This window comes from Plantibacter lichenum (genome assembly GCF_050587525.1).
Lineage (GTDB): Bacteria > Actinomycetota > Actinomycetes > Actinomycetales > Microbacteriaceae > Plantibacter.
This window is the reverse complement of sequence record NZ_JBOBFT010000006.1, coordinates 15,620-35,439: the sequence shown is the minus strand read 5'-3', so window position 1 is coordinate 35,439 and position 19,820 is coordinate 15,620. Positions and strand designations below refer to the sequence as shown.

General features: G+C 67.0%; 23 protein-coding genes, 1 tRNA gene and 1 pseudogene. 19 read left to right on the top strand and 6 right to left on the bottom strand.

The genetic code is table 11. The annotated features are described in order from the left end of the window. The first annotated feature begins 15 nt into the window (after window positions 1-15). The 5 genes and pseudogenes from ACQ3HB_RS09720 (at window position 16) to ACQ3HB_RS09700 (ending at window position 1,700) form a co-directional block, all read left to right on the top strand. On the top strand, window positions 16-495 hold the full coding sequence (locus ACQ3HB_RS09720) for a MarR family winged helix-turn-helix transcriptional regulator (RefSeq protein WP_430919819.1): 480 nt from the start codon (window positions 16-18) through the stop codon (window positions 493-495). A gap of 17 nt (window positions 496-512) precedes the next feature. Further along, a pseudogene (locus ACQ3HB_RS09715) lies at window positions 513-659 on the top strand (LEPR-XLL domain-containing protein); the annotation flags it as partial. An 86-nt stretch (window positions 660-745) separates the two neighbouring features. Further along, entirely contained in the window at window positions 746-943 is a 198-nt protein-coding gene (locus tag ACQ3HB_RS09710) for a DUF4244 domain-containing protein (protein ID WP_430920028.1), read from the top strand. Continuing rightward, window positions 940-1,281, top strand: coding sequence for a TadE family type IV pilus minor pilin (locus ACQ3HB_RS09705; protein ID WP_430919818.1), 342 nt, complete (start codon window positions 940-942; stop codon window positions 1,279-1,281). Before ACQ3HB_RS09710 ends, ACQ3HB_RS09705 begins: the two co-directional genes overlap by 4 nt. Continuing rightward, window positions 1,278-1,700: an Rv3654c family TadE-like protein gene (locus ACQ3HB_RS09700; protein WP_430919817.1), complete on the top strand. Its 423-nt coding sequence runs from the start codon at window positions 1,278-1,280 to the stop codon at window positions 1,698-1,700. The genes ACQ3HB_RS09705 and ACQ3HB_RS09700 overlap by 4 nt, the downstream gene beginning before the upstream one ends. Before the next feature lie 190 nt (window positions 1,701-1,890). On the opposite strand, the gene ACQ3HB_RS09695 is transcribed toward ACQ3HB_RS09700, so the two are convergent. Beyond that, on the bottom strand, window positions 1,891-2,121 hold the full coding sequence (locus ACQ3HB_RS09695) for a hypothetical protein (RefSeq protein WP_430919816.1): 231 nt from the start codon (window positions 2,119-2,121) through the stop codon (window positions 1,891-1,893). 118 nt (window positions 2,122-2,239) lie between these two features. On the opposite strand from ACQ3HB_RS09695, the gene topA reads away from it, so the two are divergent. From topA to ACQ3HB_RS09665, 6 genes are all read left to right on the top strand, one after another. Then, on the top strand, window positions 2,240-5,167 hold the full coding sequence (gene topA / locus ACQ3HB_RS09690; protein ID WP_476742051.1) for a type I DNA topoisomerase: 2,928 nt from the start codon (window positions 2,240-2,242) through the stop codon (window positions 5,165-5,167). Beyond that, window positions 5,164-5,781 (top strand): dTMP kinase, encoded by a 618-nt coding sequence (gene tmk, locus ACQ3HB_RS09685; RefSeq protein ID WP_430919814.1) that lies wholly within the window; start codon window positions 5,164-5,166, stop codon window positions 5,779-5,781. Before topA ends, tmk begins: the two co-directional genes overlap by 4 nt. 303 nt (window positions 5,782-6,084) lie before the next feature. Beyond that, window positions 6,085-7,218: a DNA polymerase III subunit delta' gene (locus ACQ3HB_RS09680; RefSeq protein WP_430919812.1), complete on the top strand. Its 1,134-nt coding sequence runs from the start codon at window positions 6,085-6,087 to the stop codon at window positions 7,216-7,218. Window positions 7,219-7,227: 9 nt separating this feature from the next. After that, window positions 7,228-8,787: an alpha/beta hydrolase gene (locus ACQ3HB_RS09675; protein WP_430919810.1), complete on the top strand. Its 1,560-nt coding sequence runs from the start codon at window positions 7,228-7,230 to the stop codon at window positions 8,785-8,787. Between the two features lie 65 nt (window positions 8,788-8,852). Continuing rightward, the gene (locus ACQ3HB_RS09670; protein WP_430919808.1) at window positions 8,853-9,488 is read left to right on the top strand and encodes a TetR/AcrR family transcriptional regulator; all 636 of its coding nucleotides are present in this window, start codon (window positions 8,853-8,855) and stop codon (window positions 9,486-9,488) included. 37 nt (window positions 9,489-9,525) lie between these two features. Next, window positions 9,526-9,601: transfer RNA gene (locus ACQ3HB_RS09665), tRNA-Thr, on the top strand. A 97-nt stretch (window positions 9,602-9,698) separates the two neighbouring features. Here ACQ3HB_RS09665 and ACQ3HB_RS09660 read toward each other — a convergent pair. Further along, window positions 9,699-11,315, bottom strand: coding sequence for an MFS transporter (locus tag ACQ3HB_RS09660; RefSeq protein WP_430919807.1), 1,617 nt, complete (start codon window positions 11,313-11,315; stop codon window positions 9,699-9,701). A 322-nt stretch (window positions 11,316-11,637) separates the two neighbouring features. Here ACQ3HB_RS09660 and ACQ3HB_RS09655 point away from each other — a divergent pair, with 322 nt between their 5' ends. From ACQ3HB_RS09655 to ACQ3HB_RS09640, 4 genes are all read left to right on the top strand, one after another. Beyond that, window positions 11,638-12,834: a Gfo/Idh/MocA family protein gene (locus ACQ3HB_RS09655; RefSeq protein ID WP_430919806.1), complete on the top strand. Its 1,197-nt coding sequence runs from the start codon at window positions 11,638-11,640 to the stop codon at window positions 12,832-12,834. Window positions 12,835-12,894: 60 nt separating this feature from the next. Beyond that, the gene (locus ACQ3HB_RS09650) at window positions 12,895-13,932 is read left to right on the top strand and encodes a LacI family DNA-binding transcriptional regulator (RefSeq protein ID WP_430919805.1); all 1,038 of its coding nucleotides are present in this window, start codon (window positions 12,895-12,897) and stop codon (window positions 13,930-13,932) included. A 9-nt stretch (window positions 13,933-13,941) separates the two neighbouring features. Beyond that, a complete protein-coding gene (locus ACQ3HB_RS09645; protein ID WP_430919804.1) occupies window positions 13,942-14,394 on the top strand; it encodes a hypothetical protein in 453 nt (150 codons plus the stop codon). Between the two features lie 284 nt (window positions 14,395-14,678). Continuing rightward, complete coding sequence (locus ACQ3HB_RS09640; RefSeq protein ID WP_430919803.1) at window positions 14,679-15,020, top strand: hypothetical protein; 342 nt, start codon at window positions 14,679-14,681, stop codon at window positions 15,018-15,020. A 28-nt stretch (window positions 15,021-15,048) separates the two neighbouring features. Here ACQ3HB_RS09640 and ACQ3HB_RS09635 read toward each other — a convergent pair whose 3' ends face one another. From ACQ3HB_RS09635 to ACQ3HB_RS09625, 3 genes are all read right to left on the bottom strand, one after another. After that, complete coding sequence (locus ACQ3HB_RS09635; RefSeq protein WP_430919802.1) at window positions 15,049-15,363, bottom strand: DUF7882 family protein; 315 nt, start codon at window positions 15,361-15,363, stop codon at window positions 15,049-15,051. A gap of 226 nt (window positions 15,364-15,589) precedes the next feature. Next, window positions 15,590-16,036: an Hsp20/alpha crystallin family protein gene (locus ACQ3HB_RS09630; RefSeq protein WP_430919801.1), complete on the bottom strand. Its 447-nt coding sequence runs from the start codon at window positions 16,034-16,036 to the stop codon at window positions 15,590-15,592. Between the two features lie 150 nt (window positions 16,037-16,186). After that, a complete protein-coding gene (locus ACQ3HB_RS09625) occupies window positions 16,187-16,714 on the bottom strand; it encodes a MarR family winged helix-turn-helix transcriptional regulator (protein WP_430919800.1) in 528 nt (175 codons plus the stop codon). A 56-nt stretch (window positions 16,715-16,770) separates the two neighbouring features. Between ACQ3HB_RS09625 and ACQ3HB_RS09620 the strand changes: the two genes are divergently transcribed. The 3 genes from ACQ3HB_RS09620 to ACQ3HB_RS09610 all read left to right on the top strand — a co-directional run bounded on the left by ACQ3HB_RS09620 (window position 16,771) and on the right by ACQ3HB_RS09610 (window position 18,256). Further along, window positions 16,771-17,319: a DUF6790 family protein gene (locus tag ACQ3HB_RS09620; protein WP_430919799.1), complete on the top strand. Its 549-nt coding sequence runs from the start codon at window positions 16,771-16,773 to the stop codon at window positions 17,317-17,319. Window positions 17,320-17,343: 24 nt separating this feature from the next. Next, entirely contained in the window at window positions 17,344-17,544 is a 201-nt protein-coding gene (locus ACQ3HB_RS09615; RefSeq protein ID WP_430919798.1) for a hypothetical protein, read from the top strand. A gap of 91 nt (window positions 17,545-17,635) precedes the next feature. Then, window positions 17,636-18,256: an MBL fold metallo-hydrolase gene (locus ACQ3HB_RS09610; RefSeq protein ID WP_430919797.1), complete on the top strand. Its 621-nt coding sequence runs from the start codon at window positions 17,636-17,638 to the stop codon at window positions 18,254-18,256. 152 nt (window positions 18,257-18,408) lie between these two features. Here the strand turns inward: ACQ3HB_RS09610 and ACQ3HB_RS09605 are convergent, their stop codons facing one another. Continuing rightward, the gene (locus ACQ3HB_RS09605) at window positions 18,409-19,284 is read right to left on the bottom strand and encodes an SDR family oxidoreductase (RefSeq protein ID WP_430919796.1); all 876 of its coding nucleotides are present in this window, start codon (window positions 19,282-19,284) and stop codon (window positions 18,409-18,411) included. A 112-nt stretch (window positions 19,285-19,396) separates the two neighbouring features. On the opposite strand from ACQ3HB_RS09605, the gene ACQ3HB_RS09600 reads away from it, so the two are divergent. Continuing rightward, on the top strand, window positions 19,397-19,768 hold the full coding sequence (locus tag ACQ3HB_RS09600) for a winged helix-turn-helix transcriptional regulator (protein WP_430919795.1): 372 nt from the start codon (window positions 19,397-19,399) through the stop codon (window positions 19,766-19,768). Window positions 19,769-19,820: the final 52 nt, after the last annotated feature.

Sequence of the window (19,820 nt, the reverse complement as noted above, 5' to 3'; positions counted from 1 at the left end):
TGTCAGAATATTGACATGAGTCAAGACGGAGTCGGCGTTGATCTGCAGACGTCACTGGGGTACCTGCTGAAAGAAGCGTCGAGCGCACTGCGCGCCGCCATGGAGGAAGTGCTGCGCCCACTTGGGATGACCGTGACGCACTACTCCTGCCTCGAGTTGCTGGCCCAGCGGTCGGGCCTCTCGAACTCCGAGCTCGCGCGGGGCGCATTCGTGACACGGCAGTCGATGAACGTGCTGCTCCAGGCCTTGGAGCGGGACGGCTCCGTCATCAGGCCCGCTGAAGCGCCGGTCGGGAAGGTGCTCCCGGCACGGCTCACACCTCGCGGGCGACGGAACCTCGCGCAGGCCAGTGCAGCGGTTCGGTCGATCGAAGTCAGGATGCTGGGCGGCATGACGGAGGCTGAGCAGGCTGGCGCGTTCCGGATCCTGCAGAGCATGGTCGATTCGCTGCGAGACCGCGGCGACGGTTCGGGAACCGGAGGCAGGAGCGCGTAGCTCGCCCTCTTCGCGCTGAACCACGCCTCCTCCACAGCGGGGATCCTGTGCCGGTTTTCCACAGAAGTGCCGCTTTCGCTGTCCAGCAGCTCGCGACTTCGAGAGGATTGACCTGTTCGTGCCGACCGACAAGCATCCTCTGGATGCGGAAGGACTCGACATGAGCACACGACACCGGCCGAACCGAACGAACCTCGCGAGCCGCGCACGTCCCCAACACCCGTCTCACGGCCCGGCTTCGCTCGATCCGATCCGTCATGGTCAGGGTTGGCGAGGTGTCGCCGATCGCCTCGTGCACGATGATCGAGGCTCCGCCACCGCCGAGTACGCGGTGGCGACCATGGCGGCCGTCGGCTTCGCCGGGCTGTTGGTCGTGATCCTCAAAGGTGACGAGGTCAAGGGCATCCTCACCGATCTCGTGCGCCGAGCGCTGACGGCCAACGGATGAGCGCCGCATCGCTGGTGCGGAGCGAGGACGGCTCCGTCACCGCGGAGTTCGCCGTTCTCGTTCCAGCGGTGCTCGTTGTACTGGCACTGTGTCTCGGCGCTGTCGGGGCAGCCTCGATGCAGGTGCGAGCGGTGGACGCCGCCGCTGACGGTGCTCGGAGTCTCGCGCGCGGTGAAGGGATGGGCGAGGCCGCTGCCAGGGTGGGGCGGGTGCTGCCTGGTGCATCAACTGCTGGGGGAACAGACGGCGAGTACGCCTGCGTGACGGTGACGGTCGCCGATGCCGCGGGGTGGCTGCCTGTCGAGGCGAGCTCGTGTGCGCTGGACGGAGGCCGATGATGGGGCGTCGAGGCGCCCCGCTGGAGACTCCTCGGACAGGTACGGGGGCGGGTGGCATCCGGCCCAGCCGCCTGAGCGCGGCGGCCGGCGACGAACGTGGTTCGGGATCGGTGCTCGCGATCGGGGTGCTCGGCGCCGTCGTCGCGTTCGCCGTCGCGGTCGTGCCCGTCGGGTCGCTGCTCGTGGCCCATCAGATGGCCTCCGCTGCCGCGGACGCTGCGGCGCTCGCCGCCGCGGACACGGCGTCCGGACGCGTCCCAGGCATCTCGTGCGACGCGGCGAGTCGCACTGCTGAGCACAATCAGGCACGCGTCACCGAGTGCACGGTGGACTCGCTCATCGCCACGGTGTCGGTGGCCGTGCCGTCGCCCTGGGGAGATGTCATCGTCTCGGCCCGAGCCGGGCCTCCACCGCCGTGACCCGCCTCCCGCTACATGTTCTGCGAAGTCGCAGTGTGCTGATTGGGTGGCGAGCGGGAGTCTGCGAAGTCGCAGTGTGCTGATTGGGTGGCGAGCGGGAGTCTGCGAAGTCGCAGTGTGCTGATTGGGTGGCGAGCGGGAGTCTGCGAAGTCGCAGTGTATTAAGAGGTACGGATCCCGACGCGTGGCATCAGGACGAGAACACCGCTTCGAGGAAGCGGTAGTTCACGGCGCTGGGGACATCGGACTCGTCGTACTCCTGACCAGCGGTGCGCGCGTACCGGTAGATCTTGCCGGCGGTGCCGCTCGGGACGTCGACGGTGGCCGTCGGTTCACCGGCGGAGAGCGGGGCGGCGATGGTCTTGCCCTCCAAAGGACCGTCGGTCAGCTTCACAGTGTAGGTGCTTTCCTGAGTACTCATGAGTCTCATTGTGCTCGGAACGGCTGAGGAAGCAAGGGCTGGACCCGATCCTCCACCTCCTACGATTGGACAAGCGTGGCCTACAGGTGTGTATGGTGTCGCTGATGGAAGGAGCCTCGTGGCAGGCAAGAAACTGGTGATCGTCGAGTCGCCGACCAAGATGAAGTCGATCGCGGGATATCTCGGCGAAGGATACGAGGTGCTGTCCTCGGTCGGCCACATCCGCGACCTCATCGAGCCCAAGAACCTTCCCGTCGAATTCAAGAAGGGTTCGCTCGGCAAGTTCTCGGTCGACGTCGACAACGGATTCGAGCCGTACTACGTCGTCTCCGACGCCAAGAAGAAGACCGTCGCCGACCTCAAACGAGCGCTCAAGAACGCCGACGAACTCCTCCTCGCAACTGATGAGGACCGCGAAGGCGAGGCCATCGCGTGGCACCTCCTGCAGGTCCTGCAGCCCAAGGTCCCCGTGCGCCGCATGGTGTTCCACGAGATCACCAAAGAAGCCATCCTCGCCGCGAAGGACAACACGCGGGAACTCGATACCGACCTCGTCGACGCCCAGGAGACCCGCCGCATCCTCGACCGCCTCTACGGCTACGAGATCTCGCCCGTCCTGTGGCGCAAGGTCGGCCCCGGCCTGAGCGCCGGCCGTGTGCAGTCCGCCGCGACCCGTCTCGTCGTCGACCGCGAACGCGAACGACTCGCCTTCCGTGCCGCCCAGTACTGGGACGTCATCGCCCGCTTCCTGCCCGAGGACGGCCAGGCCGGCTTCGCCGCGCGCCTCGTCCGTCTCGACGGTGAACGCATCGCCACCGGCCGCGACTTCGACGACTCCGGTGCGCTCAAGAACTCGTCCACGATCCTCGACGAGCAGAAGGCGACCGCCCTCGCTGCGGCACTCACCCAGTCCAAGGCCAAGGTCCTCTCGGTCGAGTCGAAGCCGTACTCGCGTCGTCCGGCGGCGCCGTTCACGACGTCGACCCTTCAGCAGGAGGCCGCGCGCAAGCTGCGCTTCTCGGCCAGGCAGACCATGAGCGTCGCCCAGTCCCTGTACGAGAACGGGTACATCACCTATATGCGTACCGACTCGCCGTCGCTCAGCAAGCAGGCGATCGATGCGGCGCGCAAGCAGGCGGCCGACCTCTACGGCGCCGAGACCGTGCCGGACAAGCCGCGGCTCTACAGCGGCAAGAGCAAGAACGCGCAGGAAGCCCACGAGGCGATCCGTCCCTCGGGCGACACGTTCCGCACGCCGTCCTCGCTGGCATCGACTCTCCGAGGCAACGACTTCAAGCTGTACGACCTCATCTGGAAGCGCACCGTCGCGAGCCAGATGGCCGACGCGAAGGGTTCGACCGCCACGGTCACCCTCGAATCCTCGACCGATGTGGGCCGTGCCGAATTCACGGCATCGGGCACTGTCATCACGTTCCGCGGCTTCCTCGCCGCCTACGAAGAAGGTCAGGACGAGGAGCGCAACGCCGACGACAAGGCCGACGCCAAGCTGCCCTCGCTGACCGAAGGCCAGAGCCTCGGCGTCGACGAGCCGGAAGCCAAGGGGCACGAGACCTCGCCGCCCCCGCGGTACACGGAGGCGAGCCTCGTCAAGCGGCTCGAAGAGCTCGGCATCGGTCGTCCATCCACGTTCGCCTCGATCATCTCCACGATCATCGACCGCGGCTACGTGACGCAGCGTGGCCAGGCACTCATCCCCAGCTGGGTCGCGTTCAGCGTCGTCCGGCTGCTCGAGCAGTACTTCGAAGAGCTCGTGGAGTACGACTTCACGGCCGAGATGGAGGACTACCTCGACCGCATCGCGGGTGGCGAGATCGACCGCGTCGACTGGCTCAAGGGGTTCTACTTCGGGACTCCCGAGCGCCGCGGCCTGCGCCAGGTCATCGACAACCTCGGCGACATCGACGCGCGCAGCATCAACTCGATCGTGATCGACGACGGCATCACCCTCCGCATCGGCAAGTACGGCCCCTACCTCGAGGTCACCGATGGCGAAGCACCCGTCTCGACTGATCCTGAGGCACCTGCGCCGACGCCCCGTCGCGTCAACCTCCCCGAGGACCTCGCCCCGGACGAACTCACGCCCGAGAAGGCGCACGAGCTCATCGACGCCCCAGTGGTCGTCGACCGGGTCATCGGACTTAACCCCGAGAACGGCAAGCGCATCGTCGCGAAGGACGGTCGTTTCGGACCGTACGTGACGGAACTCGAGCCGGAACCGGAAGCAGAGGTCGTCGCGGAGACGGTCGTCGACCAGCAGACCGGCGAAGTCACCGAACCCGCCGCGAAAGCGCCTGCCAAGAAGCCCGCCGCGAAGAAGACCGCGAAAGCCGCAGCCGCGAAGCCGCGCACCGCGTCCATCTTCAAGTCGATGGACCTCGCGACGATCGACCTCGACACCGCACTCCGACTGCTCGCCCTCCCGCGCGTCGTCGGTGAGGACCCGGAGACGGGCGCCGAAATCACGGCGCAGAACGGCAAGTTCGGTCCGTACCTCAAGAAGGGCACCGACTCCCGGTCACTCACGACCGAGGACGACATCTTCGAGATCGAACTCCCCGGGGCGCTCGAGCTCTTCGCGCAGCCGAAGTACGGCGGACGCCGTGCGTCGAGTGCGCTCAAGGAGTTCGAAGCCGACCCGGAGAGCGGCAAGCCGATCAAGATCAAGGACGGCCGCTTCGGACCGTACGTGACCGACGGCGTGACCAATGCGACCATCCCGCGCGGCGAGCAGGTCGAGGACGTCGACTTCGAACGCGCCGTGCAGATCCTCGCGGACAAGCGTGCCAAGGGACCTGCGAAGCCCAAGGCGAAAGCCGCCCCGAAGAAGGCTGCCGCCAAGAAGCCCGCCGCCGCGAAGAAGCCTGCGGCGAAGAAGCCTGCCGCCAAGGCCGCGCCGAAGACGTCTGCGGCGTCGACGACAGCAACGAAGGCTCCGGCGAAACCAGCCGCCAAGAAGCCCGCTGCGGCGAAGACCACGGCTGCTGCGAAAGCTGCCGCCGCGAAGGCCGAGGCAGCCGAGCAGTGAGTGGCCTCTTCATCACACTCGAGGGCGGCGACGGCGTCGGGAAGTCCACCCAGGCGCGGTTGCTGACCGAGTGGCTCGAGTCGGAGGGCCGCACGGTCACCCGCACCCGGGAGCCGGGCGGCAGCGAACTCGGGGTGGAGATCCGCGAGATCGTCCTCCACCACCGTGGAGACATCAGCCCGCGCGCGGAAGCGCTCCTGTACGCGGCCGACCGGGCCCACCACATCGCGACGGTCGTCCGCCCTGCGCTCGCCCGCGGCGAGGTCGTGCTGCAGGACCGCTACCTCGACTCCTCCGTCGCCTACCAGGGGAGCGGGCGAGTGCTCGACGCGATCGAGATCCGCGACATCTCCCTCTGGGCTGCGGAAGGACTCCTCCCCGATGTCACTGTGCTCCTCGATCTCGACGTCGAGACGGCGCGCGGTCGCCTCGACAACGCGAACAAGCGCTTCGACCGGCTCGAAGCCGAAGCACAGGACTTCCACGGGCGCGTCCGTCAGGCGTTCCTCGACCTCGCGGCCGCCGAACCGGAGCGCTTCCTCGTGGTCGATGCCGGACAGTCGCCGGAAGCCCTCGCGGCCGAGATCCGCGGCCGCATCGCTCCGCTCCTCTGACCATCCGTCGGTTCTGGCATCCGTCGGCTTCGGCATCCGTCGGTTCCGGCATCGGTTGGCTTCGGCATCGGTGGGCTTCGACATCCTGCTCCGCCGGGCATCCGTCCGATCGACCGGCCGCAACCCGGCACCCCCTTCGAACTGTCATAACTCCTTCAATCCGTCGGCTCGCCGGGACGTGACTCGCGGATTTCCGCGGGCTGCCGACTTTGCGGCGTCGAGATCGAAGGAGTTGTGCACTGGCGGAAGGGGGCCTACGGCGGATCGCACCGGAGGGTCGGCGGTCGCCGGTATCGTTGAGGCATGGCTTCCTGGACCGACCTGACGGGTCAGCGAGACGCGATCGAGCTGCTGCAGGCCGCGTCCGACCCGGTTGACCCCAAGGGCCTCACGCACGCGTGGCTCATCACCGGTCCGCCCGGCTCCGGACGCTCCACGCTCGCCTACGCGTTCGCCGCAGCGCTCCTCAGCAGGCAGTCCGGCGGCGATGACATCACGCGCACACAGGTGGAAGCGCGCACCCACCCCGACCTCTCCGCGCTCAGCACGGACCGCGTCATCATCACGATCGACGAAGTCCGCGACCTCGTCCGCAACGCGTACCGCGCGCCATCGGTCGGACGCTTCCGGGTCATGGTCGTGGAGGACGCCGACCGGATGACCGAGCGCACCTCGAACCTGCTGCTCAAGTCCCTCGAAGAGCCGCCGAGCACCACGATCTGGATCCTCTGCGCGCCGAGCGAGGCCGACCTGCTGCCCACCATCCGCTCCCGCGTCCGCTCCGTCCGACTCGGCGTGCCCACGATCGCCGACGTCGCCGAACTGCTCGAACGCCGCGACGGCGTCGAGCACGTCATCGCCGAACGCGCCGCCCGTGAAGCCCAGAGCCACGTCGGCATGGCGCATCGCCTCGCGACGGATCCGGAAGCTCGGGCCAGGCGCGAGTCGACGCTCCGAGCGGTCCTCGGCATCCGCAGTGCCGGCCAGGCGGTCGTGACCGCCGCGAAACTTCTTGAGATCGCCGGCGACGACGCCAAGGCGTACACGTCCCTGCGTGACGAACAGGAGCGCGAGAGCACCCTCAGGTCACTCGGCGTCGAACCGGGGCAGTCCGTGCCGCCGTCGCTCCGATCGCAGGTGCGGGCCATGGAGGAGGACCAGAAACGACGGGCGACACGAAGCCTCCGCGACGGCCTCGACCGCATCCTCGTCGACCTCTTGTCGCTGTACCGGGACATCGTGCTCATCCAACTCGGCCACGACACCTCGGTCATCAACCGTGAATTGCGTCCACAACTCGACGAGGCTGCTCGTCAGGCGGATGCGGCGGTTACTATCGAAACCTTGGAGGCGATCTCGGTCGCCCGCGAACGAATCGAAGGGAACGTCGCACCGGCGCTGGCGCTCGAAGCCATGCTGGTGTCGGCGATCCGGTAAGGGAGTCCCGTGACCTCGACCAACACCACTGCGCGAACCGGACGTCGGATCGCGCTGCTGGCCGGCCTGGTGGTCACTGCCATGGCGCTCAGTGGATGCGTCACCGCGTTCCTCCCGCCGAAGGCCCAGTCCTCGTCGTCGTCGACCCCGGTCACGAGCGACGTCGATGCGGCACTCAAGCCCTTCTACGAGCAGAAGCTCACCTGGAAGAGCTGCGAATCCGGCATGGACTGCGCGATGGCCAAGGCGCCCGTCAACTGGGACAAGCCGGATGAGGGCACGATCGAGCTGGCGCTCGTACGTCACCGCGCGAAGGGCACTGCCATCGGCTCGCTCTTCGTCAACCCCGGAGGCCCCGGCGGCTCCGGGTACGACATGATCGCGAAGAGCCTCGACTTCGCCGTCGACGACAAGCTGCAGGAGAACTTCGACGTCATCGGCTTCGACCCGCGCGGCGTCGGCCGCTCGACCGCGGTGACCTGCTTCGACGCGAAGCAGATGGACTCCTACCTCTACGACATCACTCCGGGGGAGCGCGGCTCCGACGCGTGGGTGCAGGCCAACGAGGCTTCGGCCAAGACCTTCGGCGATGCCTGCAAGGACAAGACGGGCGCGCTGCTCCAGTACGTGGACACGCAGAGCGCAGCGCACGACCTCGACATGCTCCGCGCCGCCGTCGGCGACACCGAGCTCTACTACCTCGGGTACTCGTACGGCACGTTCCTCGGTTCGGTCTACGCGGAGATGTTCCCGAAGAACGTCGGTCGTCTCGTCCTCGACGGTGCGATCGATCCGTCCACGAGCAACTTCGACGTCGTCGAGACGCAGTCGAAGGGCTTCGAGAGCGCGCTGCGCGCGTACCTCACGGACTGCATGACCGGCAAGGACTGCCCGTTCAGCGGGTCCGTGGACGATGCGATGACGCAGATCGGTCAGATGCTCGCCGATGTCGACGCGAACCCGATTCCGGCGGCGGACGGCCGCGAGCTCGGCGCGAACACGCTGCTCACCGCCATCATCTACCCGCTGTATCAGGCGGATGCGTGGCCGTACCTCAGCCAGATGTTCGACGAGGTCATGCAGGGCAAGACGTCGATCGCGTTCCAGTTCGCCGACCAGTACAACGGTCGCGATCAGAACGGCAAGTACGCGGACAACCAGACCGAGGCGTTCAACGCCATCAACTGCCTCGACTACAGCTACGACGACGACCTCACGACGATGCGCGACCAGGCGGCTCAACTGCAGGCGGCGGCGCCCGTCATCGGGAAGTACATGGCCTACGGCGACACGTTCTGCGCCAACTGGCCGTACCAGACGCGTACCGAGCGCGCGGAGATCCACGCGAAGGGCGCTGCGCCGATCCTCGTCGTCGGAACCACCAATGACCCGGCCACCCCGTACGTGTGGGCGCAGAACCTCGCCAAGCAGCTCGACAAGGGTCAGCTCGTCACGTACAAGGGCGAGGGTCACACCGGCTACAACAAGGGCAGCACGTGCGTGAACAACGCCGTGGACTCGTACCTGGTGGACGGCACGGTACCGAAGACCGACCCGATGTGCTCGTGACGTCGGGTGTCCTGGACGAGCGACTTCCGCGCGTCCGTTCAGCTGATCCCTGGGACAATCGAGGTATGACAGCTCCAGCCGCACTCGGGTTGCGGGAACGCAAGCGCATCGCCACCAGGCGGGCCATCCAGCACGCCGTGTTGACCCTTGCCGCTGAGAATGGCCTCGAGAGTGTCACGGTCGAGGAAGCGAGCCGGATCGCGGGCATCTCGCCGCGCACGTTCTTCAACTACTTCGGGACGAAGGACGAAGCCCTCATCGGCGACATCCCGTTCGTTCCCGATGGTGACGCGGCCGATGCGTTCGTCGCAGCGGGGCCGGACGAGGACATCCTGTCGGGGCTGGGGGAGCTCCTCGCTGAGTCAGCCGGTTCGGTCGAGGACGACCTCGAGATCCACCAGCTGCGGAAGAATGTGCTGCGTGACCACCCGCACCTGCTGGGGGTCCGCATCGCGAGCATGCGGAGCTTCGAGGAAGCGCTGTATCGGCTCGTCGATCGTCGTGTCGTCGCCGACGACCCCAGTCTCGAGGACGACGCCGAGCGTCGCTTCGATCGGGCGTGGATGCTCACGATGATCGCGTTCGCGGGGCTCCGTCACGCGTGGCGGTGCTGGGCGGATGCACCCACGCCGGGGGCTCTGGGCGACCGGATCCGGCTCTCCTTCGACGAGCTGTACACGAGCATCCAAAAGACCCGCTAAGATAGATTCTCGTGCGCACGAGAACTTCGTGCCACACGCCGCCCTAGCTCAGTCGGCAGAGCATCTCACTCGTAATGAGAAGGTCAAGGGTTCGATTCCCTTGGGCGGCTCCATCAGCACCACCCGGCCGTTGTCCTGGAATTCCAGGTCAGCGGCTTTTTTCATGTGCATGGGCCACTCGTTGACGGGACGCGATGACACGGGCGCGGGTCAGTGGGTGTCCGTCGGCGGCTCGTCGCTCGGCGCGGGCTGCGGCTGCCGTCTCCTCGAGCGGTCACCGAGCGAGAGCGTGGCGATGAAGCCGATCGTGAGGAAGCCTGCTGCCGAGAACGCGGCGAGCCTGGTTCCCAGTGAGAAGGCTGTCTTCGCGTCGGCTGCGACGTCGGCGGTGCTGGGATCGCGTGCAAGTCCCGCGATCGCCGCCCCCGAGCTGTCCACGACTGCGGAGACGACGGAATCGCGTTGTGCGGCGGGCACCCCGCGATCGTCCAGGCTCCCGCTCAATGACGCACCGGCGCTCGTGAAGAGAACGGTCCCGAGGATGGCGATGCCGAGGGCGGAGCCGATCTGGCGTGCGGTGCTCTGCGTGCCGGAGCCCTGCCCGCTCTGCTCGATGGGCACGTCCTTGAGGACGACCCCGGTGAGCTGGGCCGTCGCGAGACCGACGCCGAAACCGTACACGAAGAGGAACGGGATGAGGACGCCCCAGAGGGTGTCTGGCGCGATGACGAATCCCAGGCCGGCCACGCCGGCGATCTCGGCCGCGAGACCGACGCGCACGATCGTGACCGGGGGGATGCGGTTGCCGAACGCGCCCGCGAAGCCGCTCGCGACGAACGACCCGATGGCCAGGGCGAGGAGGATGAAGCCCGTCTGCAAGGCGCTGAACCCGAGGACGTTCTGCAGCCAGATCGGCAGGGAGAGAATGATCCCGAACTCGCCGAGCGAGACGATCATCGCCGCGAGGTTGCCGTTCCGGAACGACGGGATCGCGAACAGGTCGAAGGCGAGCATGGTGCTGCGCCCACGCCTCATCCGGGCGCGGCCCCAGACGACGAACGCCACCCCGGCGAGCACGGCCACGGTGAAGGCGAACGGGATGGGCGAGAGGTCGAGCGGCCACGTCCAGTCCCCGATCGTCGGGCGGGTCTCGACCGTCCACCACCCGTAGGTACGCCCTTCGATGAGGCCGAACACGAGCGAGGCGCTTGCGATGACCGACAGGATCGCCCCGACGACGTCGACTCGCCGCGAGTCGCCGGCATCACGCGATTCGGAGACGGTGATCAGGACACCGATGACGATGATGACGCCGAGCGGGATGTTGATGCCGAACGCCCACCGCCAGGAATACGACGTCGTGAGCCACCCGCCGAGAAGTGGTCCGAGCGCCGTCATGCCGCCGATCGTGGATCCCCAGACCGCGAACGCGATCGCTCGCTCTCTGCCGCGGAATGTGGCGTTGATGATCGAGAGCGTCGTCGGCAGCACCATCGCCCCGCCGACGCCTTGGACGAGTCTGGACGCGATGAGGAGGTCGCCGGTGGGGGCGAGCGCCGCAGCGACCGAGGCGAGGGCGAAGACGGCGACGCCGGTCAGGAGGATCCTTCGCCGACCGTATCGGTCGGCGAGGGTTCCGAAGACGAGCAGGAGTGCGGCGAAGACGAGGGTGTAGGACTCCTGGACCCACTGCACCTGCGTGGAACTGATCTTCAGCTCGTCCACGATCGAGGGGATGGCCACGTTCACGATCGTCGAGTCGACGATGATCAAGGACACCGCGATGCTGATGAAGACCAGTCCGGCCCAACGCCTGCGAGACGTCATGCGTCACCTCACCGCTAGATAGACAGCTAGCTTATGAATTGACAGTAGCACCCGATTCCTGCTGTGACCAGAGTGACCGGGAGTAGAGCGGGGCGCTGCCTGGACGTCGATCCGGTCGCGCCGTCGAGCCTGCTCCGATCGAGCGTGCGCTCGACCGGCCGTCAACGTCCTCGTGAGTTACTCGCGTAGATTACCCAGAGTGAGATCGGTCTTCTTCCTCTGGTGAGAAAGGATTCCATGCTGTTGACACGCGTAGATTCTCGCTGACAGACTGTCGCTGCACGTCAGCGCCTCGGCGACGTGGAGAGGAAGACGATTCAGCATGACGTTCTCAGTGGGCATTGTCGGCGCCGGCCAGTTCTCGGGCCAGTTCGCAACCCTGTTCAATCACCACCCAGACGTCTCCGCGGTGTACGTCACCGATACGATCGCTGATCGGGCGACGGAGCTCGCGACCTCGGCCGGACTCGCCGGGACGATGGAGAGCTTCGCGGACATGCTCGCATCGCCCGTCGACGCGATCGCCATCTTCACCCAGCGATGGACGCACGGGCCGCTCGTCGTCCAGGCGCTGCGCGCGGGCAAGCACGTGTACTCGGCTGTGCCGATGGCCATCTCCGTCGAGGAGATCGCGGCGATCATCGACGCGGTGCGCGAGACCGGCCTCACCTACATGATGGGGGAGACCAGCTACTACAACCCCGCAACCGTGTTCGCCAGGCAGAAGCTCGCCGCCGGTGAGTTCGGCCGGCTCTTCTACGCCGAGGGCGACTACGTTCACGACATGGACCTCGGCTTCTACGACGCGTACCGCTACAGCGGCGGCGACAACTGGAAGTCCACGGCGAGCTACCCGCCGCTGCTCTACCCGACCCACTCCATCGGCGGTGTCCTGGGCGCCTGGCCGACCCACGCGACGGCGGTGTCCGCCATCGGTGTCGTCGACGACCGCGGTGACGGGGTCTTCGATCGTTCGGTGAGCCAGTTCGACAACGACTTCTCGAACTCGACGGCGCTCTTCGAACTCGCAGCAGGCGGTTCGATGCGCATCAACGAGTTCAGGCGCGTCGGCTTCCCCTCGCACCGCCGCGAATCGCGGTTCCGCTGGTTCGGCACCGACGGCACGTTCGAGCAGATGACGACGGCGTCCTTCTGGCAGACGCGCGAGAGCGTCGACGACGTCTCCGAGCTGATCGACACCCACGCGTCTCTGGATGCGGACGACCCGTCGCTCGCGCACGTGTCGCCGGCCCTGCGCGACGCCTTCGTGTCCGGCTACGCGCCGATCCACGACCGCACGCGCATCCCCGTGGAACTCCAGGGCCTGCACAACGGGCACGAGGGGAGTCACCACTTCCTCGTGGACGACTTCGTTCGTGCCGTCGCCGACGGCACCCTGCCGCCCGTGAACGCCTGGACCGCCGCCCGGTTCACGCTGCCCGGAGTGATCGCGCACGAGTCCGCGCGACGCGGTGGCGAACGCCTGACGATTCCGGACATGGGGTCGCCCGCCGCGTGAGGCTGCTGCGGTGACGGGATGCGGGGCGAGCACCGGCTCTCGCGCTACCATCGGAACACGATGAGCGAGCAGGCGAGACCGAAGAAGGTGACTCGCGCCGACGTCGCCCGCTACAGCTCGGTGAGCACCGCGGTGGTCAGCTACGTGCTCAACAACGGTCCGAAGGCGGTCTCCGAGAAGACTCGGGCGCGGGTCCTCGAAGCGGTCCGCGTGCTCGGGTATCGACCGAACGCGGCGGCGCGTGCCTTGTCGAAGGGGTCGACCGACACGTTCGGAATGATCGTGGTGGATTCTCGGAGCCCGTTCTTCGCGCAGCTCTGCCACTCGCTCGATCGGGCGACGCTGCGCTGGGAACGTTCGCTCCTGATCGTCAACTCGGACCGTCAGCGGGTCTCTCTGGCCGATCAGATCGCGGATCTCGCTGCCCGGCAGATCAGCGGGTTGATCATCGCGGACCTGCTCGCCCCCGCTGAGCAGGCGGTCGTGGACCTCCTCGACATCCCCGTTGTGCTGATGAACCAGTACGGCGGCTCGCCGACGACTCCCGGGATCGGTGTGGACCTGCGGGGCGGCGCACGCAGCGCGGTCGAGCACCTCATCGGCCACGGCTACACCGACATCGCCTTCGCCGGCGGAGAGTTCGGGGCGGATCAACGCGAGCAGGGCTGGGCGGACGCGCTGAGTGCGGCGGGCCTCCCGCTCGGTGCACGATTCCACACGCCCTTCTCGTACGCAGGCGGATTCGCCGTCGGCGAGGGGTTCGCGGACGAGGCCTCGCGACCACGCGCGATCTTCGCCGCGTCGGATCAGATCGCGATCGGCATCATGGCCGCCGTCCATCGACTCGGGTTGACCGTGCCGGACGACCTGGCGATCGTGTCGTTCGACGGCACGACCGAGGCGGCCTATGCGTGGCCCCCGCTGACGACCATCGCGCAACCGATAGCGGCGATGGCGGAGGAGGCGATCCGCCAACTCGCCAGCGGAGATCTGACCCCCGGCCTCACGACCTTCGCGACGGATCTCTTCATCGGCGGTTCCTGCGGTTGCCCCGTCGGCGACTGGAGGCCGCTGCAGCCCGTCGACGCCGCCACCTAGGATGATGGCATGTTCGAGATCGTCCTCTGGGGAGCTACGGGACTGCTCGTCACCGGCCTGATCGTGTTCTGGTGGCGCCAGGAAGTGCGCGAGCGTCGCGAGGCGGAATTGGGGCGCCGTTGGCGGAACGCGACGACGTGGAATGCCGATGCCTCGGCCAGAGTCGTGCGCATCGCCCGGGTCGAACAGGGCGTCGCACGGGTGATCGACGGCGAGCTGGAGATCGACATCCCCTTGCCGGACGACGTGCCGCCGGATCTGAGTGCCGGATGGTATCTCCACGTCGCGCGATGGGTCCCGGCCAGACGTGCGGCGAAGAAAGGCCAGACGGTGAAGCTCGGCATCGAGGACGTACGCGACGTCTTCCCTCCCCACACCCCTGCGCTCAATGATCGGCTGACCGGGAGAGGAGATCGGAAGGCGGGACGCGTCAGCCGGCTGCTCGGATTGCGGGGGATGTAGGGGATGGCGGCTCAGGCCAGGCTCCAATCCTGTCGGTAGCTGGAGGACCGCAGGCCAGTCGGATGCTCGCCAAGAAGCTGCATCCGGAGAGCACCGACAGATCCGACAGCGGGTAGTCCGGGGTGGCGAGGCGGCGACGTCCGCTCGCGCTGATCATCCATCGATCCCGCCGGAGTTCCTCCTGGAGGAGGCGATCGCCGTCCCGTCCGGCCTTGCGCGTGACTCGCGGGACGGTGGAGATGCAACCCCTTGAGTGCGTCGGCGCACGGAGGCAGGCTGTGGGGATGAAACTGCTGCACTATGCAGGCGGGTCGGTGCCCGCCGCCGACGAGACATGCGATGCCATCCTGCGATACGCCAGTGCGCTCGCCATCGCCCGGAAGGCCGATCGCATCCGCTTCCAAGTCCGCACCCCCGATGGGGCGGTGGGCTTCGCGGACATGCTGGTCGGGCCCGCGAGCCAGTTGTTCACCGTGCCCATCGACGGGGACGACGTCGATGAGGACCCCGAATTCGTGGCCGACCTTCTCCAGCGGGAACGCAGGCTGATCTCGACCGTGTCCGGTTCGTCGGCGGCGCCGGGGCCCGCCTCACCTCCCTCGGACGGGTATCCGTGGGAGCTGTAGGGGCTGACGGAATCTCAGGTGGTGGAACTCAGGGCTGAGGTGGCTCGGGGTGGTCGGCCTCGGCGGGCACCTCGAGCCCTTGCAGGGAGAAGGATCGGCCCATCATCGCGTCGAGCCATACGCGGTTGATGCGAATCGGACGGGAGCCGTCGAAGCGGAATGCGATCGGCAGGCCGCAATCGATCCACGCCGAGACGCGACCGGAACCATGGCCGGGATCGACCGTCCACGAGAGCAGGAACGATTCCTGCTTGCGCAGCTTCGCGACGATCACGAGTTGCACATGCGCGAGCGTACGGTCGTCCATCTCGAACCGTTCGTTGCCGTACTGCAGTGAGCCCACGTGAAACCTTTCGATGGAGCACGCCGTCGGCGTGATGCGTTGGATGCGTGAAGCACGGCGACGGCGTGATGATCGCATGCGCGTTGTAGCCGCCGCGAGAGGGTCGGGCGGCCTGATCCGCCCGACCCCCTCAACCCGTGGCTGCGATTTCGTCCGACGTCATGGTGCGGTTGGTCGCACCGAGTGGACGACTCTCAGGTGAGCCGAGCGGGTGGTCGCTCCTGGTTCAGGAAGCGAGTGCGCCAGCGTGGCCCGGCGTCCGGGTCGACTCCGGCGCGCCGGAGTCCACGGTGATCTTGCGTGGCTTGGCGCGTTCGCTCACCGGAATGACCACGCTGAGCACGCCGCTGTCGTAGGTGGCGCTGATGCCGTCGACGTCGACTCCGTCGCCGAGCGTGAACTGTCGGAGGAACGAAGCTCCTCCGCGCTCGCGTGCCAACCACCGGACGCCCTCACGGGAGTCGGCGGTCCGCTGAGCCCGGATGCTCAGCTGGGCGCCGTCGATGTCGATGTCGATCGTGCCCGGGTCCACACCCGGCAGATCCGCGTTGAGGATGTAGCGGTCGCCATCGCGAAACAGATCCACGGGCATCACACGCGGTGCCCGAACGGAGTCCAGAACGGTCGCCGCGAATCGGTCGAGCTGGCTGATCGGATCGAGTGTCATTGCCATGTCAAGTGCTCCTTTCCATCTGGGTCGAGTCCTGTGGAACTCGATTTCTCGGCATCGATATTAGCACTCTCGGTCGGAGAGTGCCAGCCCGGCCGGCACTCGGTCGCCGAGCGACACTTGCGACCGCTGGCAACCGATCCGAGGCCGGGGTCAGGCCTCCGAGGTCGCCGGTTTCGGGGCTTCGGGGTCGGTCGGATTCGGGGCTTCGGGGTCGGTCGGATTCGTCGAGCCGTCGAAGTCTGCAGGCGACGCCCGGCTGAGGGGGCCTAGGAGCTCGGCAAGGCGCTGCGAGTCGGCGAGATACCGTTCGTAGGGGAATCCTTCGCGGATGAGCCAGTCGCGCAACTCGGCGGAGGTCGCCGTGCCGGAGTCATGGAAGAGCTTCAGTCCATCCGAAGTGGCGGTCACCAGTCGGCGGCGTGCGTGCGCCGGGTCGATGACGATCTCAACGCATCCCGCGTCCCGAAGTGCTTGCAGCGCACGCGACATCGCCGCCTCGGAGAGCCCGACCGAGTCGGCCAATTGGCGCTGCGTCATCCCCGGCGTCTCTTCGATCGTCCCGATGATCCGAATCTGCGTGTACGTCAGGTGGGCCGGCCCGGACGCGATGCGCTTGCGGGCGAGGTCCCCCAATGTCGCTACGACGCGGTGGAGCAGGTCGGCGAGTCCATCATCCATACCTGCAGCATACATCAGTCTTGCGCTTGCAATATTGCGCGTGCAAGACTGCCGCTATGTCAACCGAAATGTTCCTCTTTGAAACATCCGTGCCCGCCATCTGGCTGCTGATCGCCGTCATCGGCGCGAGCATCCACTCCGCGGGATCCACCAAGCTGCCGCGCTTGGAGATCTGGCAGCGCTGGTGGGCCGTGGCTGCACTCGGGTGCGGCAGCGCCTGGATGACGGTGTCGTTCCTACTCATCCCCGGGGTGATGACGACCGCGATCGGATTCCAGCAGACCCCGTTCGTGACCGAGATCGCATTCGCCAACCTGGGCCTCGCCATCGGCGGATTCCGCGCCGTCCACGCTGGTCCCCGCGAACGCATCACCATCGGCCTGATCGCGGGCATGTTCCTGTGGGGTGCCACGATCGGCCACCTCTACCAGTCGTTCGCTCACGGGAACTGGAACCCAGGCAACACGGGTGGCGTGCTGCTCTACGACGTGTTGATCCCCGCCGTGATGATCGCCCTCGCGATGCGGAGCCGCAGCCTGTCCGCCCGAACGGGTGAGCGATCCGCGAGTGTGGAGGGCTCGACTGTTCCGACGACCGTTTCCTGACGAACGACTGGAGGGTGCGCGCCCGTGAGCAGAATGCTGCGAACCGGGCGGGGCCCGGACCGGCTCGTGAACTTCTCCGACGCGACCCTCGCCATCGCGATCACGTTGCTCCTGCTCCCGCTGGTGATCGCTCTGGTCCAGGCGCTCGTCTTCCCGGGATCCGGGGTGTGGGGCTGCTGCGCCGAGTCCGAGCCGGCACCGAGGCATGCCCGCACCGAGTCTTGACAGGGAAAACCGTCGAGCCTAGTGTGTGGTGCCGCGATTCGACCCTGGTCCGGGATCGGTTCCTCGCGCGGTTCGTCGAAAGGTGAACATCATGGACCCAGCGGGCGCGATCACGATCACCCCGATCGATGTCGGGGAACTCCGTGCGGCGGGCGACGGGATGCCGATCTTCGTCCACGTCATCGATCATCCGGGCGGACGGGTGCTCGTCGACACCGGTCTGACGAGTCTGCATCCGGCTGTCGCCGACCTCGATCCTCGGATCCGTCCGCTGAATGAGCAGGGCTTCGACATCGACGGCATCGACATGGTCGTCAACACCCATCTGCACTTCGATCATTGCGGCGGCAACCACCTCTTCACCGGAAAACCGATCTACGTGCAGCGGCAGGAACTCGACGACGCCCGGACCGAGCCCAACTACACGATCGCGGAGTGGGTCGATCCGCCCGGGGCGCACTATGTCCCGGTCGACGGCGCGTTCGAGCTGCTGCCAGGCGTCCGACTGCTTCCCGCTCCCGGGCACACGCGCGGCTCACAGATCGTCGTGGTCGGGCTGGGCGAGCACCCCGTCGTCATCGCCGGTGACACAGCAGTCTGGCACGGCGAGCTCGACGAGCCCGCGACCGACGGGCAGCGGCTCATCCGCTCCCTCGAACCTGCAGCGGTCTGGCTGGCGCACGCCCACGAGCCCTGGCGACCGGATCGCTAGTGGTCCCCGTCCTGCCACTGTTCACAACTCAGGAGCGTGCGGGCGTGTCGGGCCGGTGGGACGGCGTGTCGTGGGCGACACGCCGCAGCGCTCCTGAGTTGTGAACACGGAAGCCCGTTCGTGGGACTCGAAGACTCGGGTCGAAGCGTCCGTCACCGAGAAGTGCCCTGAGCCTCCAGAGTCAGACGCAGGAGTTCGCTCGCGGTGGTCGGCTTGCGCCCGATCAGTCGCTGCAGGTCATCGCTGTCCGTCTGCAGATCCCCGCGCGCGATGCCCGCATCGGCATCCGACAGCACATGCGCGAATGCAGCGGGGAGTCCGGCGCTCACGAGCGCTCCGGCGAAGTCGGCGACGGGGAGGTCCTGGTAGCTCACGGGCCGACCCGACAGCTCCGAGATCGTCGCCGCCAACTGCTTCAGGGTGAAGGCCTCTCCGCCGAGCTCGTAGCTCGCTCCCGCATGGCCGTCCTGGGTCAGCACGGTCGCCGCGGCAGTGGCGAGGTCGTGTCGTGAAGCGGCGGATACGAGCCCGTCGTGTGCAGCGCCGACCACGGAGCCGCGCTCGAGGATCGTCGCGAGCTGCGATGTGTAGTTGTCGAGGTACCAGCCGTTGCGGAGGATGACGAATGGTGCACGGCTGGCTCGCAGATACTCCTCTGTGAGCGAGTGCGCCTCGGCGAGGAGCATTTGGGACGTTCCTGCGTTGACCTGACTGGTGTACGCGATGAGGTCGACGCCTGCAGTGCGGGCGGCGTCGATCGCATTCCGATGGTTGCCGAAACGCTTGTCGACGTCCGTCGTGGAGACGAGGAGGAGCCGTGACGCGCCTGCGAACGCTGCATCGAGTGTCGAACGATCGGAGAGATCCGCGAAGCGAGTCCGGACACCCAGCCCGGAACCGAGGGCCTCGAGTGTCGACCGGTCGCGTCCGGTCGCGATGATCCGCTCCGGTGCGACGCCCGCCGCTAGGAGTTCCACGACGACGAGTCGTCCGAATTGACCTGTGGCACCGGTGACGACGAAAGACATGTACAGCTCCATTCTCGGGGGTGATGTTGCTCTGGTACTGAAGCACGGACACATACCATTGGGAAGTACCTACCTTGGGGTGCGCTGCACACCACGCGAGTACGATGGAGCCATGGCACCGACGGATGACGACTGGGACCCCTACACCTCTGGCTGTCCCTCACGGGATCTCCTGGACCGCATCGGTGACAAATGGAGTGTGCTGGTGCTCGGCCAGCTGTCGGACGGAGCTCCGCGACGATACGCCCGCATTCGGGACGGAATCGAAGGCGTCAGCGAGAAGATGCTCACCCAGACCCTGCGTCATCTCGAACAGGACGGCCTCGTGACGAGGGAGATCTTCCCGGAGGTCCCGCCCCGCGTCGAGTACACCTTGACGCCGCTCGGGCAGACGCTACGGGGAACGCTCGCGGCCCTCCGAGAGTGGTCCGTCGCCCATGCCGGCGAGGTGCTCGAGGCTCGCCAGCGCTACGCGGACCGCTGACGGCGGCGGCGTCGGTCTGTTCAGGACCGGGTCCTGGATCTGGCAGACTGCT

Excerpts from the sequence above, each read along its gene's own strand:
- ACQ3HB_RS09605 (WP_430919796.1), bottom strand. The coding sequence starts at position 19,284 with ATGTCTTTCGTCGTCACCGGTGCCACAGGTCAATTCGGACGACTCGTC.
- ACQ3HB_RS09625 (WP_430919800.1), bottom strand. The coding sequence starts at position 16,714 with ATGGATGATGGACTCGCCGACCTGCTCCACCGCGTCGTAGCGACATTG.
- ACQ3HB_RS09600 (WP_430919795.1), top strand. The coding sequence starts at position 19,397 with ATGGCACCGACGGATGACGACTGGGACCCCTACACCTCTGGCTGTCCC.
- ACQ3HB_RS09680 (WP_430919812.1), top strand. The coding sequence starts at position 6,085 with ATGGCTTCCTGGACCGACCTGACGGGTCAGCGAGACGCGATCGAGCTG.
- ACQ3HB_RS09720 (WP_430919819.1), top strand. The coding sequence starts at position 16 with ATGAGTCAAGACGGAGTCGGCGTTGATCTGCAGACGTCACTGGGGTAC.
- ACQ3HB_RS09620 (WP_430919799.1), top strand. The coding sequence starts at position 16,771 with ATGTCAACCGAAATGTTCCTCTTTGAAACATCCGTGCCCGCCATCTGG.
- ACQ3HB_RS09610 (WP_430919797.1), top strand. The coding sequence starts at position 17,636 with ATGGACCCAGCGGGCGCGATCACGATCACCCCGATCGATGTCGGGGAA.
- ACQ3HB_RS09700 (WP_430919817.1), top strand. The coding sequence starts at position 1,278 with ATGATGGGGCGTCGAGGCGCCCCGCTGGAGACTCCTCGGACAGGTACG.
- ACQ3HB_RS09650 (WP_430919805.1), top strand. The coding sequence starts at position 12,895 with ATGAGCGAGCAGGCGAGACCGAAGAAGGTGACTCGCGCCGACGTCGCC.
- ACQ3HB_RS09670 (WP_430919808.1), top strand. The coding sequence starts at position 8,853 with ATGACAGCTCCAGCCGCACTCGGGTTGCGGGAACGCAAGCGCATCGCC.
- ACQ3HB_RS09705 (WP_430919818.1), top strand. The coding sequence starts at position 940 with ATGAGCGCCGCATCGCTGGTGCGGAGCGAGGACGGCTCCGTCACCGCG.
- ACQ3HB_RS09645 (WP_430919804.1), top strand. The coding sequence starts at position 13,942 with ATGTTCGAGATCGTCCTCTGGGGAGCTACGGGACTGCTCGTCACCGGC.
- ACQ3HB_RS09630 (WP_430919801.1), bottom strand. The coding sequence starts at position 16,036 with ATGGCAATGACACTCGATCCGATCAGCCAGCTCGACCGATTCGCGGCG.
- ACQ3HB_RS09655 (WP_430919806.1), top strand. The coding sequence starts at position 11,638 with ATGACGTTCTCAGTGGGCATTGTCGGCGCCGGCCAGTTCTCGGGCCAG.
- ACQ3HB_RS09640 (WP_430919803.1), top strand. The coding sequence starts at position 14,679 with ATGAAACTGCTGCACTATGCAGGCGGGTCGGTGCCCGCCGCCGACGAG.
- ACQ3HB_RS09660 (WP_430919807.1), bottom strand. The coding sequence starts at position 11,315 with ATGACGTCTCGCAGGCGTTGGGCCGGACTGGTCTTCATCAGCATCGCG.
- ACQ3HB_RS09695 (WP_430919816.1), bottom strand. The coding sequence starts at position 2,121 with ATGAGTACTCAGGAAAGCACCTACACTGTGAAGCTGACCGACGGTCCT.